The sequence below is a fragment of the Streptomyces sp. NPDC093568 genome (assembly GCF_044764945.1).
In the GTDB taxonomy this organism is placed as follows: Bacteria; Actinomycetota; Actinomycetes; order Streptomycetales; family Streptomycetaceae; genus Streptomyces.
Map to the genome: position 1 here is coordinate 96,661 of NZ_JBIWJD010000001.1, position 15,189 is coordinate 111,849.

16 protein-coding genes are annotated in these 15,189 nt (G+C 69.5%); 7 read left to right on the plus strand and 9 right to left on the minus strand.

Annotated elements, in window-relative coordinates; genetic code table 11:
* Positions 1 to 62 precede the first annotated feature (62 nt).
* Positions 63 to 920, plus strand: a complete 858-nt coding sequence (locus ACIRD7_RS00395; RefSeq protein WP_403447773.1) for a serine protease — start codon at positions 63 to 65, stop codon at positions 918 to 920.
* A 111-nt stretch (positions 921 to 1,031) separates the two neighbouring features.
* Here ACIRD7_RS00395 and ACIRD7_RS00400 read toward each other — a convergent pair whose 3' ends face one another.
* Positions 1,032 to 1,262, minus strand: coding sequence for a hypothetical protein (locus ACIRD7_RS00400; protein ID WP_383408983.1), 231 nt, complete (start codon positions 1,260 to 1,262; stop codon positions 1,032 to 1,034).
* 445 nt (positions 1,263 to 1,707) lie between these two features.
* On the opposite strand from ACIRD7_RS00400, the gene ACIRD7_RS00405 reads away from it, so the two are divergent.
* The 3 genes from ACIRD7_RS00405 (at position 1,708) to ACIRD7_RS00415 (ending at position 6,107) form a co-directional block, all read left to right on the plus strand.
* On the plus strand, positions 1,708 to 3,831 hold the full coding sequence (locus ACIRD7_RS00405) for a type IIA DNA topoisomerase subunit B (protein WP_403447775.1): 2,124 nt from the start codon (positions 1,708 to 1,710) through the stop codon (positions 3,829 to 3,831).
* A 225-nt stretch (positions 3,832 to 4,056) separates the two neighbouring features.
* A complete protein-coding gene (locus ACIRD7_RS00410) occupies positions 4,057 to 4,518 on the plus strand; it encodes a DUF485 domain-containing protein (protein ID WP_403447777.1) in 462 nt (153 codons plus the stop codon).
* Positions 4,515 to 6,107: a cation acetate symporter gene (locus tag ACIRD7_RS00415; protein ID WP_403447779.1), complete on the plus strand. Its 1,593-nt coding sequence runs from the start codon at positions 4,515 to 4,517 to the stop codon at positions 6,105 to 6,107. The genes ACIRD7_RS00410 and ACIRD7_RS00415 overlap by 4 nt, the downstream gene beginning before the upstream one ends.
* A gap of 168 nt (positions 6,108 to 6,275) precedes the next feature.
* Here the strand turns inward: ACIRD7_RS00415 and ACIRD7_RS00420 are convergent, their stop codons facing one another.
* The 7 genes from ACIRD7_RS00420 to ACIRD7_RS00450 form a co-directional block, all read right to left on the minus strand.
* Positions 6,276 to 6,956: a response regulator gene (locus ACIRD7_RS00420; RefSeq protein ID WP_403447781.1), complete on the minus strand. Its 681-nt coding sequence runs from the start codon at positions 6,954 to 6,956 to the stop codon at positions 6,276 to 6,278.
* Positions 6,953 to 8,629 carry an ATP-binding protein gene (locus tag ACIRD7_RS00425; protein WP_403447783.1) on the minus strand — a complete coding sequence of 559 codons (1,677 nt, stop codon included), beginning with the start codon at positions 8,627 to 8,629 and terminating at the stop codon, positions 6,953 to 6,955. The genes ACIRD7_RS00420 and ACIRD7_RS00425 overlap by 4 nt, the downstream gene beginning before the upstream one ends.
* 107 nt (positions 8,630 to 8,736) lie before the next feature.
* Positions 8,737 to 9,681, minus strand: coding sequence for a sucrase ferredoxin (locus ACIRD7_RS00430; protein WP_403447785.1), 945 nt, complete (start codon positions 9,679 to 9,681; stop codon positions 8,737 to 8,739).
* A gap of 365 nt (positions 9,682 to 10,046) precedes the next feature.
* The gene (locus ACIRD7_RS00435) at positions 10,047 to 10,283 is read right to left on the minus strand and encodes a hypothetical protein (RefSeq protein WP_328422532.1); all 237 of its coding nucleotides are present in this window, start codon (positions 10,281 to 10,283) and stop codon (positions 10,047 to 10,049) included.
* A 472-nt stretch (positions 10,284 to 10,755) separates the two neighbouring features.
* Positions 10,756 to 11,349, minus strand: a complete 594-nt coding sequence (locus ACIRD7_RS00440) for a hypothetical protein (protein ID WP_403447787.1) — start codon at positions 11,347 to 11,349, stop codon at positions 10,756 to 10,758.
* Positions 11,346 to 11,732 (minus strand): hypothetical protein, encoded by a 387-nt coding sequence (locus ACIRD7_RS00445; protein WP_403447789.1) that lies wholly within the window; start codon positions 11,730 to 11,732, stop codon positions 11,346 to 11,348. Before ACIRD7_RS00445 ends, ACIRD7_RS00440 begins: the two co-directional genes overlap by 4 nt.
* A gap of 59 nt (positions 11,733 to 11,791) precedes the next feature.
* Positions 11,792 to 12,370: a DUF4240 domain-containing protein gene (locus ACIRD7_RS00450; protein WP_403447791.1), complete on the minus strand. Its 579-nt coding sequence runs from the start codon at positions 12,368 to 12,370 to the stop codon at positions 11,792 to 11,794.
* A 57-nt stretch (positions 12,371 to 12,427) separates the two neighbouring features.
* On the opposite strand from ACIRD7_RS00450, the gene ACIRD7_RS00455 reads away from it, so the two are divergent.
* Together ACIRD7_RS00455 and ACIRD7_RS00460 are read left to right on the plus strand one after the other, a co-directional pair.
* Positions 12,428 to 12,697, plus strand: coding sequence for a hypothetical protein (locus tag ACIRD7_RS00455; RefSeq protein WP_403447793.1), 270 nt, complete (start codon positions 12,428 to 12,430; stop codon positions 12,695 to 12,697).
* Positions 12,694 to 13,200, plus strand: coding sequence for a hypothetical protein (locus ACIRD7_RS00460; RefSeq protein WP_403447795.1), 507 nt, complete (start codon positions 12,694 to 12,696; stop codon positions 13,198 to 13,200). The genes ACIRD7_RS00455 and ACIRD7_RS00460 overlap by 4 nt, the downstream gene beginning before the upstream one ends.
* Here the strand turns inward: ACIRD7_RS00460 and ACIRD7_RS00465 are convergent, their stop codons facing one another.
* Complete coding sequence (locus tag ACIRD7_RS00465; RefSeq protein ID WP_403447796.1) at positions 13,201 to 13,752, minus strand: DUF6082 family protein; 552 nt, start codon at positions 13,750 to 13,752, stop codon at positions 13,201 to 13,203.
* 323 nt (positions 13,753 to 14,075) lie between these two features.
* On the opposite strand from ACIRD7_RS00465, the gene ACIRD7_RS00470 reads away from it, so the two are divergent.
* On the plus strand, positions 14,076 to 15,185 hold the full coding sequence (locus tag ACIRD7_RS00470; protein WP_403447798.1) for a CobW family GTP-binding protein: 1,110 nt from the start codon (positions 14,076 to 14,078) through the stop codon (positions 15,183 to 15,185).
* The last annotated feature ends 4 nt before the right edge of the window (positions 15,186 to 15,189 follow it).

The window sequence follows — 15,189 nt, forward strand, 5'->3', positions numbered from 1 at the left end:
GCGGGGTGCGGCGGGCTGACTCACTCTGGGTTTCCCACGACCACCCGAGAGTGAGGATCGTCATGCGCCGTCCCCTTGCCCGGGCGCTGGCCCGGCCGTTGATTCTGGCGGCCGTGGCGACCGCCATACCGTTGGTGTCCGCCGCCCCCGTGGCCGCCGACAACGTCGTCGTCGGCGGGTTCCCCGTCGATGTGTCCGACAGCCCCTGGACCGTGGCTCTGTCCAGCCGTGACCGGTTCGGAGGTACGCGGGCCGGTCAGTTCTGCGTCGGTGTCGCAGTCAGCCGGTCCACGGTGCTCACCGCGGCCCACTGCCTGAGTGAGGAGGTCCTGGGATCTCCGCCGGAACAGGTGCGCGACCTCAAGGTCATCGCGGGCCGCACGGACCTGCTGTCCGGCCGGGGCCAGGAGATCCCCGTCCGCGCCACCCGGGTGAACCCGGACTACGACAGTGACAGCAACGCCGGCGACTTCGCCGTGGTCTCTCTCGCCGCGCCGCTTCCCGCGAGCGCCGTCGTCAGGATGGCGCGCCGCGGCGATCCCGCCTATCTGCCGGGGACGCCGGCGCTGGTCTACGGATGGGGTGATGTCACAGGCACGGGTGCCTACCCGCGGGGCCTGCGGGCGGCACGCGTCCACGTGCTGCCGGACGCGATCTGCCGGCAGGCGTATCCGGGCGACGGCGACGGCAGGTACCTGGCCGACAGCATGCTGTGCGCGGGGGAGTACGCGGGCGGCAGGGACGCCTGTCAGGGGGACAGTGGAGGGCCGCTGGTCGCTCAGGGCAAGCTGATCGGGCTCGTGTCCTGGGGCAACGGGTGCGGTCGCGCGGGCAGCCCCGGCGTGTACACGCGGGTGTCCGAGATCGTACGAGCCATGGGATGGCGGGCCGTCCAGCGGAAGCACCGCGCGGGCGGCTGACCGCGACGCCAGGGCCCGGAGGGTATGAGCGCGGGCGGTCGCCCCTGCCATCAGGGGCGACCGCCCGTCAGCCGGCCTGTGCCGGAGCTGGCTCGTCGGGGATGCGAGGTGTCAGCGCTCTTCTTCGGAAGCGGTGCTGGGAACGGTCGTCAGCCGCTCCGTCTCGTCCTGTATCTCAGCGGCGATCTTCTTGAGTTCCGGCTCGAACTTGCGGCCGTGGTGGGCGCAAAAGAGCAGCTCTCCGCCGCTGAGCAGGACCACGCGTACGTACGCCTGTGCGCCGCAACGGTCGCAGCGGTCAGCGGCCGTCAGCGGGCTCGCGGGGGTCAGAACAGTAGTCACGTCGCCTCTTCTCTAGCTCGACGAGCTGTCGTACCAGGGTCAACATCCAACCAGCCCCAAATCGTTCCCGCTCGTGGCTTCTCCCAGAGAGAAATTTTTCGGGGGCGGGCCGGCTGCTGCCGGCTTGGCGGCGAATGTGCCGTATTGCGTGTCAGGCGTGCTTACGGTTTCGCGCTGTCGGTCAAGGTCAGTCCTTCCGGCTGGGTTGCCGGTTTGTTCATGAGGACGTGCCCGGAGCCTAAATGGTTCATGCCTGGAAGGGAACGTGATATGTACTTCACCCCATCGAGGGATCGAACAAGCATGCGACCCTGGACTAGTCTGTGTTTCGCACGAGGGTGGCGTTACATCGGCTCTACCAGGCCTCGGTACCCTCTTGACGGCGACCGAAGCCGCGCCCTTACCCATCAGGGCGTCATCTGAAATTCAGCGAGGAGCGAACCGCGTGACCGCCGATACGTCCGTGCCGTCCACAGCGCTGCTGGCAGGAGCAGACCGGGACGGTTCCAACTACACCGCGCGGCACCTGCTCGTCCTCGAGGGCCTCGAAGCCGTGCGCAAGCGTCCGGGCATGTACATCGGCTCGACCGACAGCCGTGGCCTGATGCACTGCCTGTGGGAGATCATCGACAACTCCGTCGACGAGGCCCTCGGCGGCTACTGCGATCACATCGAGGTGATCCTCCACGACGACGGGTCCGTCGAGGTCCGGGACAACGGCCGGGGCATCCCGGTCGACGTCGAGCCCAAGACCGGCCTGTCCGGCATCGAGGTCGTCATGACCAAGCTGCACGCAGGCGGAAAGTTCGGCGGCGGCTCGTACGCCGCCTCCGGCGGTCTGCACGGCGTGGGCGCCTCCGTGGTGAACGCCCTGTCCGCGCGCCTGGACGTCGAGGTGGACCGCAACGGCCACACCCACGCCATCAGCTTCCGGCGCGGAGTGCCCGGCGCCTTCGCCGCCGACGGGCCGAACGCCAAGTTCGACGCCAAGGGCGGCCTGCGCAAGGGCAAGAAGATCCCCAAGACGCGCACCGGCACGCGCGTGCGCTACTGGGCCGACCGCCAGATCTTCCTCAAGGACGCCAAGCTCTCCCTGGACACGCTGCACCAGCGCGCGCGTCAGACCGCGTTCCTGGTGCCCGGCCTGACCATCGTCGTCCGCGACGAGTTCGGCCTCGGCGAGGGCGGCAGCAAGGGCGAGGAGTCCTTCCGCTTCGACGGCGGCATCAGCGAGTTCTGCGAGTACCTGGCCACCGACAAGCCGGTGTGCGACGTCCTCCGCTTCTCGGGCCAGGGCACCTTCAGGGAGACCGTCCCGGTCCTGGACGAGCACGGCCAGATGACGCCCACACAGGTCACGCGTGAGCTGGACGTCGATGTCGCGATGCGCTGGGGCACGGGCTACGACACGACTCTGAAGTCGTTCGTGAACATCATCGCCACCCCCAAGGGCGGCACCCACGTCGCGGGCTTCGAGACGGCCGTGACCAGCACCATGAACGAGGTGCTGCGCACCAAGAAGATGCTGCGCGTCGCCGAGGACGACATCGTCAAGGACGACGCCCTGGAGGGCCTCACCGCGGTCGTCACGGTCCGCCTCGCCGAGCCGCAGTTCGAGGGCCAGACCAAGGAGGTCCTCGGCACCTCGGCGGCCCGGCGCATCGTGAACAGCGTGATCTCCAAGGAGCTCAAGGCGTTCCTTACGTCCGCCAAGCGGGACTCGGCGGCGCAGGCGCGTGTGGTGCTCGAAAAGGCCGTCGCGGCGGCCCGTACGCGCATCGCCGCCCGCCAGCACAAGGACGCCCAGCGCCGGAAGACGGCCCTGGAGTCCTCGTCGCTGCCCGCCAAGCTCGCCGACTGCCGCAGCGACGACGTCGACCGCAGTGAGCTGTTCATCGTCGAGGGAGACTCCGCGCTCGGCACCGCCAAACTCGCCCGGAACTCCGAGTTCCAGGCCCTGCTGCCGATCCGCGGCAAGATCCTCAACGTTCAGAAGTCGTCCGTGACCGACATGCTCAAGAACGCCGAGTGCGGCGCGATCATCCAGGTCATAGGAGCGGGGTCCGGCCGGACCTTCGACATCGACGCCGCCCGCTACGGCAAGATCATCATGATGACCGACGCCGACGTCGACGGCTCCCACATCCGCACGCTGCTGCTGACGCTGTTCCAGCGCTACATGCGGCCGATGATCGAGGCGGGCCGGGTGTTCGCCGCCGTGCCTCCGCTGCACCGGATCGAGCTGATCCAGCCCAAGAAGGGCCAGGACAAGTACGTGTACACGTACTCGGACCGGGAACTGCGGGACAAGCTCATGGAGTTCCAGAGCAAGGGCGTGCGGTACAAGGACACCATCCAGCGGTACAAGGGTCTCGGTGAGATGGACGCCGACCAGCTGGCCGAGACGACCATGGACCCGCGCCACCGCACGCTGCGGAGGATCAGCCTCACGGACCTGGAGGCCGCCGAGCGGGTCTTCGATCTGCTGATGGGCAACGACGTGGCGCCGCGCAAGGAGTTCATCTCCAGCTCGGCGGCGACGCTGGACCGGTCGCGTATCGACGCGTAGTCGCTGCGCCGGCTGGGCCGGGTCTTCGGTCTCGGCTACGCCTTCGGCCGTTTTTTGGGTTCCCACCCGCACCGACCGTGCGACTCTCACCGTCGGGTGCGGGTGGCCCCTGTGGAGGTTTCCCGCCGTCGGCGGCTATGCGGCCTCGTGGGGTTAATCACCTGATGGGGTGAAGCCCGCAGAGAAGCCGAGTCGGCGATCTTTCCGTTCTGTCCATGCTTGGGCATGCACTCAAGCGACGGTCGTCCCCGCGAAAGCACAGGTACGCGGTACGACGACCCCTGGTACGACGCCCTCGCCTCCGGGTGGGGGGAGTTGGACGGTACGGACGCGCCCGAGGCCGCCCCGCCCGTCGCGCGGGACGTGTACCTGGAGGTGCAGCGCAGCGCCGCCTTCCGCGAAGTGCGCAGCCGCTACCGGCGGTTCGTGGTGCCGGCGGTCGTCGTGTTCCTCTCCTGGTACGTGGCGTACGTCGTGGCCGCCACGACAGCCCCGGGGCTGATGGCCCGCCCGGTCGTGGGCGCGGTGAACGTCGCCATGCTCGCGGGGCTCGGGCAGTTCCTCACTACTTTCCTGCTCACCTGGGCCTACGCCCGGCACGCCCGACTGCGCAGGGACCGGGCCGCACTCGAACTGCGCTGGGACACCCAGGAGTTGACGCGCGTCGCGAAGGGCGGTGCCGCGTGACGCGAGACCATCAGGCCCTGTCGTTGCTGCTGTTCAGCGTGTTTGTCGCGATCACGCTGGGTATCACGACCTGGGTGAGCCGCAACCGGCGAGGCTCCGCTGAGGAGTTCTACGCGGGCGGTCGGCTCTTCACGCCCATGGAGAATGGTTTTGCCATCGCCGGTGACTACATGTCGGCGGCCTCCTTCCTCGGCATCTCCGGGCTCATCGCCCTCTTCGGCTACGACGGGCTGCTGTACTCGGTCGGCTTCCTCGTGGCCTGGCTGGTCGTGCTGTTCCTGGTCGCGGAACTGGTGCGCAACTGCGGGCGGTTCACGCTCGCGGACGTGGTCGCCGCACGCATGAGAGAGCGACCGGTGCGGATCGCGGCGGGAACTTCCTCGGTCACCGTGTCCGTTCTGTATCTGGTGGCGCAGATGGTGGGCGCGGGCACCCTGGTCGCGCTGCTGCTCGGCGGGAAGGACGAGGCGGCCCAGTCCTGGACCGTCATCGGCGTCGGCGCGCTCATGGTGATCTATGTGTCGTTGGGAGGGATGCGGGCCACCACCTGGATCCAGATTGTCAAATCGGTCCTGCTGCTCGGCGGCACCGTCGCGTTGACCGTGCTCGTACTCCTGCGCTTTCACGGCGACTTCGATCAACTGCTGCTCACGGCGGCGGAGCGCAGTGGTCACGGTGAGGCGTTCCTGGCGCCGGGGTTGAAGTACGGCGGTGACTGGACGGCCCGGTTCGACTTCATCAGCCTGGGCCTCGCCCTGGTGCTGGGCACGGCGGGGCTGCCGCACATCCTCTCCCGCTTCTACACCGTCCCCACCGCCCGCGCGGCGCGGCGCTCGGTGGTCTGGGCGATCGGGCTCATCGGCGGCTTCTACCTGATGACCATCGTCCTGGGCTTCGGCGCGGCGGCGATCGTCGGGCCCGACGCCGTACGCGGGTCGAACGCGGCTGGGAACACGGCGGTTCCGCTGCTCGCCCTCGACCTCGGCGGCGGCGCGGACTCCACGGGTGGAACGGTTCTGTTCGCCGTGGTGGCCGCCATCGCCTTCGCCACGATCCTCGCCGTGGTCGCCGGCATCACGCTGTCCTCCTCGGCCTCCGTCGCCCACGACCTGTACGCCTCCCTACGGCGCCGGCACGCCAAGCCCCGCAGCGAGGTGGCCGTGGCCCGCGTCGCCGCCGTCGGCATCGGCGTCGTAGCGATCGGCCTCGGCCTGCTGGCCCGCGAGCTGAACGTCGCGTTCCTCGTGGGCCTCGCCTTCGCCGTCGCCGCCTCCGCCAATCTCCCGGTGCTGCTCTACTCGCTGTTCTGGCGGGACTTCACCACACGCGGTGCCGTCTGGTCCGTGTACGGCGGCCTGATCCCGGCCGTCGTGCTCGTGGTGCTGTCACCGGTGGTCTCGGGCAGCCCCGAATCGCTGTTCCCCGGCGTCGACTTCCAGTACTTCCCCCTGCAGAACCCCGGCCTCGTTTCGATCCCGCTGGGCTTCGTCGCGGGCTGGCTCGGCACCGTCACCTCGGCCGAGGAACCCGACGAGGCCAAGCACGCGGAGACGGAGGTGCGGTCGCTGACCGGAGCGGGCGCGGTGTAGGGCAAGGGCGCAGGTCAGGGACAGGGCGGGCGCGGGGTTACGGCGCCTTCGGCGTCGTACCGCCGAGACGCCCCGCGCGCTGTCGCGGGGTTCGGGTGATAGATCGGCGGTCGGCATCCGTATGAAGAGGAGGGCACGGTTCCTTCCCCCGCCCCCACGGGCCGTGCCTCAGGCGCGGGTCGCCCACACGTAACGGTGTTCCGGGCGGCCCGCGTCCCCGTACTTGAGGGTGAGCCGTGCCCGGCCCGTGCGTTCCAGGAGCTTGAGATAGCGCTGGGCGGTCTGGCGGCTCACGCCGGTCCGCTCGGCGATCTCCTGGGCCGACAGCGGGCCTTCGGCGTTCATCAGGGAGCGGCGGACGAGTTCCGCGGTGGTGGGGGAGTGGCCCTTGGGCAGATCCGGTTCCGAAGGAGCCGACAGGGCGCCGAAAATGCGGTCCACCTCGGCCTGTTCCGCCTCCCCGCCGCCGTCGAGGGTGCGGCGCAGCTCCGCGTACGCCTCCAGCTTGGCCCGCAGCCCCGCGAAGGCGAACGGCTTGACCAGGTACTGGAGCGCCCCGTGCCGCATCGCCGCCTGCACCGTCGTCACGTCCCGCGCCGCCGTCACCATGATCACGTCGGCCTGGTGGCCGCGTCGGCGCATCTCCTGGACGACCGCCAGGCCCGTCTCGTCGGGCAGGTAGTGATCCATGAGAACCAGGTCCACGCGGGGCAGTTCCTCCACGCTGCGCAGCGCCTCGGCCGCGCTGTGCGCCTCGCCCGCGACACGGAAGCCCGGCACCTTCTCGACGTAGGCGGCGTTGACCCGCGCGACGCGCGTGTCGTCGTCCACGACCAGGACCTCGATCATCGCGACTCCTCCTCGGCGACGGGGTGCGGATCTTCCGGCACGGTGAGAGCGGGCTCCATATCCGGCTCGGCCAGCGCCTCGGGCAGGACCACGGTGAACTCCGCGCCCCCGCCGGCCGCCTCGCCCACCCCGGCGCTGCCGCCCTGCCGTTCGGCGAGCCTGCGCACGAGGGGCAGCCCGATGCCGCGCTCGCGGTGGGCCGGGCGCTGCTTGGTGGACCATCCCTCCGTGAAGATCAACTCGCGTTGCTCCTCCGGGATGCCCGGCCCTGTGTCGCGCACCCTGAGGGTCGCGGCGCGCCCCTCGGCCCGCAGTTCGACCTCCACGCGCGCGTGCGGCGTGCCCGCGACGGCGTCGAGGGCGTTGTCGACCAGGTTGCCGACGATCGTGACGAGGCCCCTGGGGTCGATCAGCCGGTCCGGAAGCCCCGTGCGATCCGAGAGCCGCAGCGGGACACCGCGCTCCGCCGCCACGGTCGCCTTCCCGACCAGCAGGGCGGCGAGCAGCGGGTCCTGGATCTTCTCGGCGACCTGCTCGGCGGTGGCCCGGTGATCACCGACCACCTCACCGACGAACTCCACGGCGTCGTCGTACATCTCCAGCTCCAGCAGTCCGAGGAGCGTGTGCATACGGTTCGCGTGCTCGTGGTCCTGCGCCCGCAGCGCGTCGATCAGACCGCGGGTCGAGTCGAGCTCCCGGCCGAGCTGCTCCAGCTCGGTGCGGTCACGCAGGGTGGCGACGGCCCCGCCGTCGTCGGTGGGCATGCGGTTGGCGACCAGGACGCGCTGGCCGCGGACCGTCAGCAGATCGGTGCCGGTCACCCGGCCGGCCAGCACGTCGGCGCTGCGGCCCTCGCCGAGCGCCTCGTCGAGGGACCGGCCGACGGCCTCGTCACCGATGCCGAGCAGCCGCCGCGCCTCGTCGTTGAGGAGGCGGATACGGCCTCCGCGGTCCAGCGCGACGACGCCCTCACGGATGCCGTGCAGCATCGCCTCGCGCTCCGCGAGCAGTGCCGAGATGTCGGAGAAGGCCAGGTCACGGGTCTGCCGCTGGACCCGGCGGGAGATCAGCCAGGCGGCCAGCGCGCCGACCGCGAGGGCTCCGCCCGCGTAGGCGAGCAGCCCCGGGATCGCGTGCAGCAGCCGGGCCCGCACGCTGTCGTACGCGATACCGACCGAGACCGCCCCGACGATCTTCCCGTCGTCGTCCCGCAACGGCACCTTTCCCCGGGCGGTGCGGCCGAGCGTCCCGTTGTCGATCTGCATGACCTCGTGCCCGGCGAGAGCCCGGCCCGGATCGGTCGAGACGAGCCTGCCGATCTCGCTCGACGTGGGATGCGACCAGCGCACACCGCGCCGGTCCATCACGACGACGTACTCGGCCCTGGTCGCCGCACGGATCCGCTCCGCCTCCCGCTGGACCGGGCCGCCGGCCGTCGCGGGCGTGCTCGCGAGGTCCTCGGCGATCTGCGGCTGGGCGGCGGTGGTCTGCGCGATCGACAGCGCGCGGCGCATCGCCTGGTCGTCCAGCTGGTCGCTGAGCGGGGCGAGGAACAGTCCGGTCGCGAGCACCGCGACTCCCGCGGCGATCGCCACCTGCATCAGCAGCACCTGCGCGAACATCTGCCGGGGCAGGCCGAGGCGCAGGCGGCGGGCGGGGGGAGTGGGGCTCATACCCATGACCGTACGTGGCAGGGCCGGGCGTCCCGTAGAGGGATGTGGCGTGGATCTCCCGATCGATCCGGGTCGTCCTGGCGGCCGGGCGCGAACCGCCCGCTCGGTCAGCTCGCGAGCGCCGTCGTCACCCGGAGCTCGCGCACCGCCACGACGTCCATGCGCGCGGGCGAACCGAGCACCGACACCCCGCAGCTCTCCGGACGAGGCGGCAGGGAGGTGCCCTGAGCCACGGTGACCCGCCAGGTGCGTCCGTCCGCGTGGGCGACGGTGACCTCCCAGCGCGGGGCCGCGCCGTCCGTCCGTACGACCGTCAGCGCCTCCGCGGCGTCCTCGGCCGTGGCCCTGCGCACGGCCAGCTCGGCCGCCTGGCCCGGTCGCTCCCAGGCGGAGTTCCCGCGACAGCCCTCGACGACGATCCGGCCGTCCCGGACGCTGTGCAGGACCTGCTTGACGGCGTGTGCCTGCGCCCGGCCGTACGCGTAGCCGTACGGCAGCACGAGCAGGGTCGGGGAGAAGCGATGTCCACCCAGATGAGTGACCTCCCAGACGCCGTCCAGGCCGGAGGCGGCGAGCTCGGCCGCGAGCGGGCGGCCCAGGAGGGCGCAGCAGCGGTCCCGCTTGCCGTTGGTACAGACGAGCGCGAGCGGGTCGCCTGTGTGGGGCTGCCCCTGGAGCACCGTGTCGAAGGTGTGGTGGTCACCCAAGCCGAGGGCGGCGAAGTCCAGGTCGAGGAGCTGCTCCGGGTCACTGATCGTTGCGGCGTGCAGCCATACGTTTCCGGGGACGGTGTGGGCCACGTACACCTGACGCTCGGCGACCCCGCCGCAGTCCGCGTGCCGACCGGGTCGGCGGATGAGGGCGATGCGTACACCGGTGCCCTGCGCGGCCGCCTCCAGGGCACGGCCCAGTGCGGGATCCAGGTGGCTCTGGGTGAGCGCCTTGGCACCCCACGGGCCGGGCTGCTCCAGCAGCAGCCAGGTCGTCGCGGTCGCCGCGGTCCCCGCGATGGGCTCGTCGAGGTCCTGCGAGACGGTTGAGCACGTACTCACAGAGGTGAGCCTAACCTGACTTGGGTCGAATGGGCTGCGCGAGGGGTGCTTCCTGCGTCGGCGCAGCTCGCCGAAGGCATCCATGTCGGGTCTGGTGGCCGAGAGCGTCGCAAGCCTGGCACGCCGACCAGGGCGGCGACGACGAGGCTGACGTCGGCGAAAGCGGCAGCCCACGTCCTGGAGTTGTCCAAACCACACGTGTGGCCTGGTGCCGTTCCGGCGCCAGGCCTCATCGGTGGAGTTCGAGCAGTGACGGGGTGCCGGCTGCTCGCCGGGTCGGTGGCCCGGCTCGCGTAACGGTTGCTCACGGCCGGGGGGTGTGACGGTACGGGTCTGGGGTGGGGACGCGTGCTCGTGCGGGGGGCTCAGGCGTCGGGGATGTCCGCCTTGGCGCGAATGAGGGTCTCGCGGCTGACGATGACGATGCGCTCGTAGTCGGCGCGGGCGGCATCGGCGGGCAGCTCCGGCTCAAGCGCCTCGGTGGCCTCTGTGCCGATGACTGCGAAGTTGCCGTCGCTGAGTTCGAACACGTCGGGGCAGTTGGCTCCCGAGGTACTGCCACGGGCGCTCGGAGGCACACCGATACGGCGCACGATTTTCAAGGCTTACCGGTCCTTCTGAAGTTCAGGGCTTGTGATTTGGCAGCACCTTACTGGGCTTCGTGAGGACTGTGCGGCTGCACGGGCGAAGTGTCATCGGCCGGTTCTCGCTGACCTCTCTCGCTGAAGGCGGGCCGATCTCGGCCTATCCGAGCCGTCCGAGTGAGTGTCTCGGTCAACCTCGGCCATCTGCTGTTCTGCCTCGCTCTTCCTGAGCCGCTGCCGCGCCTGCCTGTCTACGGTCGTCGTACATGGTCAGCGCCGGGTCGGGGTGGCTGGTGGAGGCTGAGAACTTCTGGCTGGAGTACGTGGACGCTCGCGGTGACCCGCATGAGGGGTCGCTTGAAGGCGACGAAGTCGCCTCCGGCGAGAAGCGCATCCCTGACTGCTTCGCAGGCCGTGGTCTGGTCGTCAGCATCCGGGCGAGTTCCGCCCGGTGCATCGTCCTCTTCCCGCCTGCTGTCCCGCAGTCCGCTCAGTCGTCGAAGTGGAGGCCAGGCCGGGTCCAGAGTGTGAGGTCGCTGCTGGTGGCGACCGCCAGGGTCAGGCCGGAGGGAGAGAACCCGGCCGCGCGGAGCTCTGAGTACTCGGAGTGGAAGACGTGCCACCACGTCCCTCCCATCGGGCCTTTGTGGGACCCGCCGTCGGCGGAGAGGATGACGCGGTCGTGGGGCCACTCGGGGCTGACGACGTCCACGGTCCAGCCGTCCGGCGTGGTGCGGTGCAGGCCGCCGCCGAAGAGTCCGGCTATGCGTACAGGGACGCCCGCGATGGGGCCGAGCCCAGGACAGGTGAGGTCCGGGTGGGCGTCGGGGGTGCTGGTTTCCGGGGCAGGGTCCCGGTCGCGGGCGATCTTCTCGCCGGTGACCGCGTCGAAGAGTCCATGGCCGTCGCTGGACACGACCATGATGAGGTCGTGTCCGCTGTCGGGATGGACGGCGAATCCAATACCGAGAAGCCCCCCGATGGAAGTCCTGCCGTCCATCACCGGCTGCCATGGATCGGGAGCCGGCATGACGGTGGCGGCGAGATAGCGCTCGCGCAGCTTCTGTTGGTACTCAGTGATCAAGTCGTCTCCTCGGTGCGATCCGCGTCGAGGGTCTCTCGTGCAGCGGCCCAAGTCGACTCGAATTCCTGGCGGGTGATCACGGCAGCGCCGTCCGCTTCTTGCCATCCGCGCAGTGCGCCTTCCGCGAGGACGCCGTACTGCCGCTCGTAGGCGGTCATGGCAGCGAGGCCGCCACGGTCACGGATCTCGATGACCTCCGTCAGCGAGGCTGCGGTCACAGGCCGGCGCTGAGGTCCTTGCAGGTCGACTTGGCGCAGGGCCCATCCCTCGCCGTCGAGCTCGAAGTACGACCAGACATCGCTCGCACCGTCGTAGGCGCGGAACCACGGCATCACGCTCACATGATCTCTTGGTGAGGAGAAGGTGCGTTCGGCGAGGCCCACGGGCCGACCGCTTCCGGTTGACGCACCTGCGACGCCGTCCGACTCGTTCAGGCGAACGGTCACAGAGGAAACATCACGCTCAGTCTCGGCAGCTTGCGTGCCGCCTCGTCCTCGCGTCGCACGTCCCACCGCTGACCGAGCGGCCCCCAACTGCCCTCTGCATCTCCTTGTTCGGCCTCGACAGCCTCATGAAACGCCTCGCTGCAGTCGTCGTCGATACCGGTCAGGCCCCCATACGCCGCCATCGCGACATAGTCGAGAGACTCCCACTCGGGCCAGTCGTCGTTCCACATCTCCCGCGGGCGTCCCCTCAAGCGCTGGACCTCCGGAACGTCGGCCAGAGAGTCCGGATCAGCCAGCGCCCTGGAGAAGGCATCACGGCCGAGCCCCACCATCCACAGGCCGAAGTAGCGGAATCCGTCATCCGAACACCAGCCACCGAAGATCCGGTCCGCTGCTGCCCACAGATCCCACGTGAACGCCTCGTGCGTCACTTCGTCCAAGCGCACCTGGAACTGCACGACATCAGCCAGCGCCCTTCGCGACAAGGCGCTACGCAGCCACGCGAGCCGCTCGTCCGGGCCCTGCGCCCGACGCCGGCACTCCTCGATGAGCTCCCAGAAGGAATCAATGTCCACAGCGGGACTGTGCCAGGCACCTCTGACAGCGCAGGGTCGACGAACTATGTTCGAGGGGTGCTGAATCCGGAGATCATCATCAAGCTCACCTCGGATGAGGCGCTGGTCCTGTCGGACTGGCTGGAGCAGGTGCAGATGACGGACCTCGGTCGTCTCGTCGGCGACGCGGCGGTCAGGGCGCCCCTTCACCGCATTGCCGGAACGCTCGACAAGTCGCTCCCGGAGATCTTTGCGGCGGACTGCGCCGAACGCCTGGAGGTGGCCCGCAGCAGGCTTCGTCCAGACCTGGACGACAGCGCCAGTGACGAGGGGGGAGCGGACGCATGAAGCCCCTCTCGGAGATGGCTGAACGCGAGTACTTCGCCAGCATCGGCCGACGTCCCGGCATGTTCGTCGGCAAGCCCCCCTTCCACATGCTGACCGCTTTCCTGACCGGTTATGACCAGCATGCTCTCCGGCACGGCGAGCCCGGGCTCACCGGCTGGCACAACTGGCTCGTCGCCCGTCACGGACGCGACTGCGGCCACGCCTGGCCCGGCCAGGTCCTCCACATAGCTCTCCCGAACGGCTGGGACGACTTCTGGAATCCTCCGCCTGAGGACGAACAGCACGCGATCAAGGTCCTTTGCGAGCTCCTCGACGAGTTCGCTGCCGAGCGCGAGGCAGCGCATGACTCACAGACTTCGGATTCAGTGAGACGTCGCGCCGCACCGCGTCTCACTCAACATGACTCATCGCTGGTCACAGCCTCGACGTGGTTCACCTTCACTGAGACGGGACACTCGTCGCGTGCCCGCCCATCGTTGAGGGGGGAACCCCCGGAGGGGTGATCACATGGGCGGTGGGTTGCCCACCACCCACCATTCGTCGGTGTCGGCTTCGTCCAGGTCCTTGATGAGCGCATCCACCATGCGGCCGATCTTGGCCTCGTCCGACGACGGCTCCAGGGTGGCGCGCTGCCCTCGAGAAGCCTCCCAGTATTCGCGCAGCACTGGGCTCTGGAAGATCTCGCGCAGACGTCCGAACAGCCCGTCGAGGTCCAGGATCCCCATCCTGTACAGGTGGTAGAGGTTGACGTACCAGGCGTTGGCGTAGAAGAACTGCCGCCGCTTCTCGGCGGGAATGCTCTTGTCGTAGGTGTCGATCACCGCGGCCAGCGAGGGGTCGTCGATCGCCTTCGACAGAAGTTCCCAGTGCATTCGCTGCTGGTGCTCCAGGGCCTTGCGCCGGGAAGCCAGCTCCTCGAGTTCCAGGTGCCTCATCTGCAGGCGAGCCTCTTCCAGACGTCGCTGACGCGAGGCGAGCGTCAAGGTGGCGGTGGCGAGCAGTAAGCCGGCCGCGGTGGTGGCCAGCCTCCCCGCTGTAATTTTCCGTGTGGCCATGTCAACTACCCCCGATCAGGCGGCCGTCCGCCGGTCGTCGGGGTGCGGGTCGACTGGAGGGGACCGGCGAGCGGTGGGCGGCGCTTGCCGTCTCCCAGAGTGCCGAGCGGCTCTGATCGGCGGGGAGGCGGAGAGGAGGCGCACAGAGGGATGCGAGGGTCGCACACTCCGGCGCCATGCCCAACGTCTGCCCGGCAAGTGCTGCTAACAATCGTTCACTTCGCGGGGATTCTTCCGGCTCGTATCCTGGGTCGGCATTCAGATCCTCCTATGTGCGCCGAGCCGCGAGCCGGTGCACCCGTCGGCGTGAGAAAGGTCGCACGTTGAGCAAGCCGAGCCCCGGTCCGCAGCAGATCCCGGTCGTCGTTCTCGCCGGATTCCTCGGTTCCGGCAAGACGACTCTGCTCAACCACCTCCTCCACCGCAGCGGAGGCACCCGCATCGGGGCCATCGTCAACGACTTCGGCGCCATCGAGATCGATGCCATGGCCGTCGCCGGCGCGCTCGGCGACTCCACCGTCTCCCTCGGCAACGGCTGTCTGTGCTGCGCGGTCGACGCCAGTGAGCTGGACGTCTATCTGGAGCGGCTGGCCCGGCCCGCCACCGGCATCGACGTCATCGTCATCGAGGCCAGCGGGCTTGCCGAGCCCCAGGAACTCGTGCGCATGGTGCTCGCCAGTGAGCATCCCGGCATCGTGTACGGCGGGCTCGTCGAGGTCGTCGACGCCGTCGAGTTCGACGACACGCGCGCCAAGCACCCCGAGATCGAGCGGCATCTCGCGCTCGCCGACCTCGTCGTGGTCAACAAGACCGACCGGGCCGGCGACGGGGAGCGCGTCCTCGGGGTCGTCCGTGAGCTCGCCGAGCGCGCCGCCGTCGTGCCCGCCATCTACGGTCGTGTCGACCCCGAGTTCCTCTTCGACTGCCGGCCCACCGAGGAACGTATCGGGCAGCTGTCGTTCGACGACCTGTACGAGCGCCATGGCGAGGACCACGCCGACCATCTGCACAGCGCCTACGACAGCCTGTCCTTCGTCTCCGAAGAGCCGCTCGATCCGCGCCGGTTGATGGCGTTCCTGGACAGCAGGCCGCAGGGGCTGTACCGGATCAAGGGGTACGTCGACTTCGGCCCGTACGACACCGCGAACCGCTACGCCGTGCACGCCGTCGGGCCGTTCCTGCGCTTCTACCCGGAGCCGTGGCCGGCCGCCGGCGCCCGTCCCACCCAGCTCGTCCTGATCGGGTCCGGCATCGACACCGCCGCCATCGCCAAGGAACTCGACGCGTGCAAGAGCGACGCCCCACACACCGACGAGCACGGCATGTGGGGCGTTCTGCGCTATGTGCAAGACCCTGACGGGCGGGGCCCGGACGACCTGTCCGACCTGTCCGACCAGTCGGACCAGTCGGACCAGTCGGACCAGTCGGTGTAGGCCG

Bases quoted from the DNA above. Each gene is read 5' to 3' on its own strand.
- ACIRD7_RS00410 (WP_403447777.1), top strand. From the start codon at position 4,057: ATGCACTCAAGCGACGGTCGTCCCCGCGAAAGCACAGGTACGCGGTAC.
- ACIRD7_RS00420 (WP_403447781.1), bottom strand. From the start codon at position 6,956: ATGATCGAGGTCCTGGTCGTGGACGACGACACGCGCGTCGCGCGGGTC.
- ACIRD7_RS00395 (WP_403447773.1), top strand. From the start codon at position 63: ATGCGCCGTCCCCTTGCCCGGGCGCTGGCCCGGCCGTTGATTCTGGCG.
- ACIRD7_RS00425 (WP_403447783.1), bottom strand. From the start codon at position 8,629: ATGAGCCCCACTCCCCCCGCCCGCCGCCTGCGCCTCGGCCTGCCCCGG.
- ACIRD7_RS00465 (WP_403447796.1), bottom strand. From the start codon at position 13,752: ATGGCCACACGGAAAATTACAGCGGGGAGGCTGGCCACCACCGCGGCC.
- ACIRD7_RS00460 (WP_403447795.1), top strand. From the start codon at position 12,694: ATGAAGCCCCTCTCGGAGATGGCTGAACGCGAGTACTTCGCCAGCATC.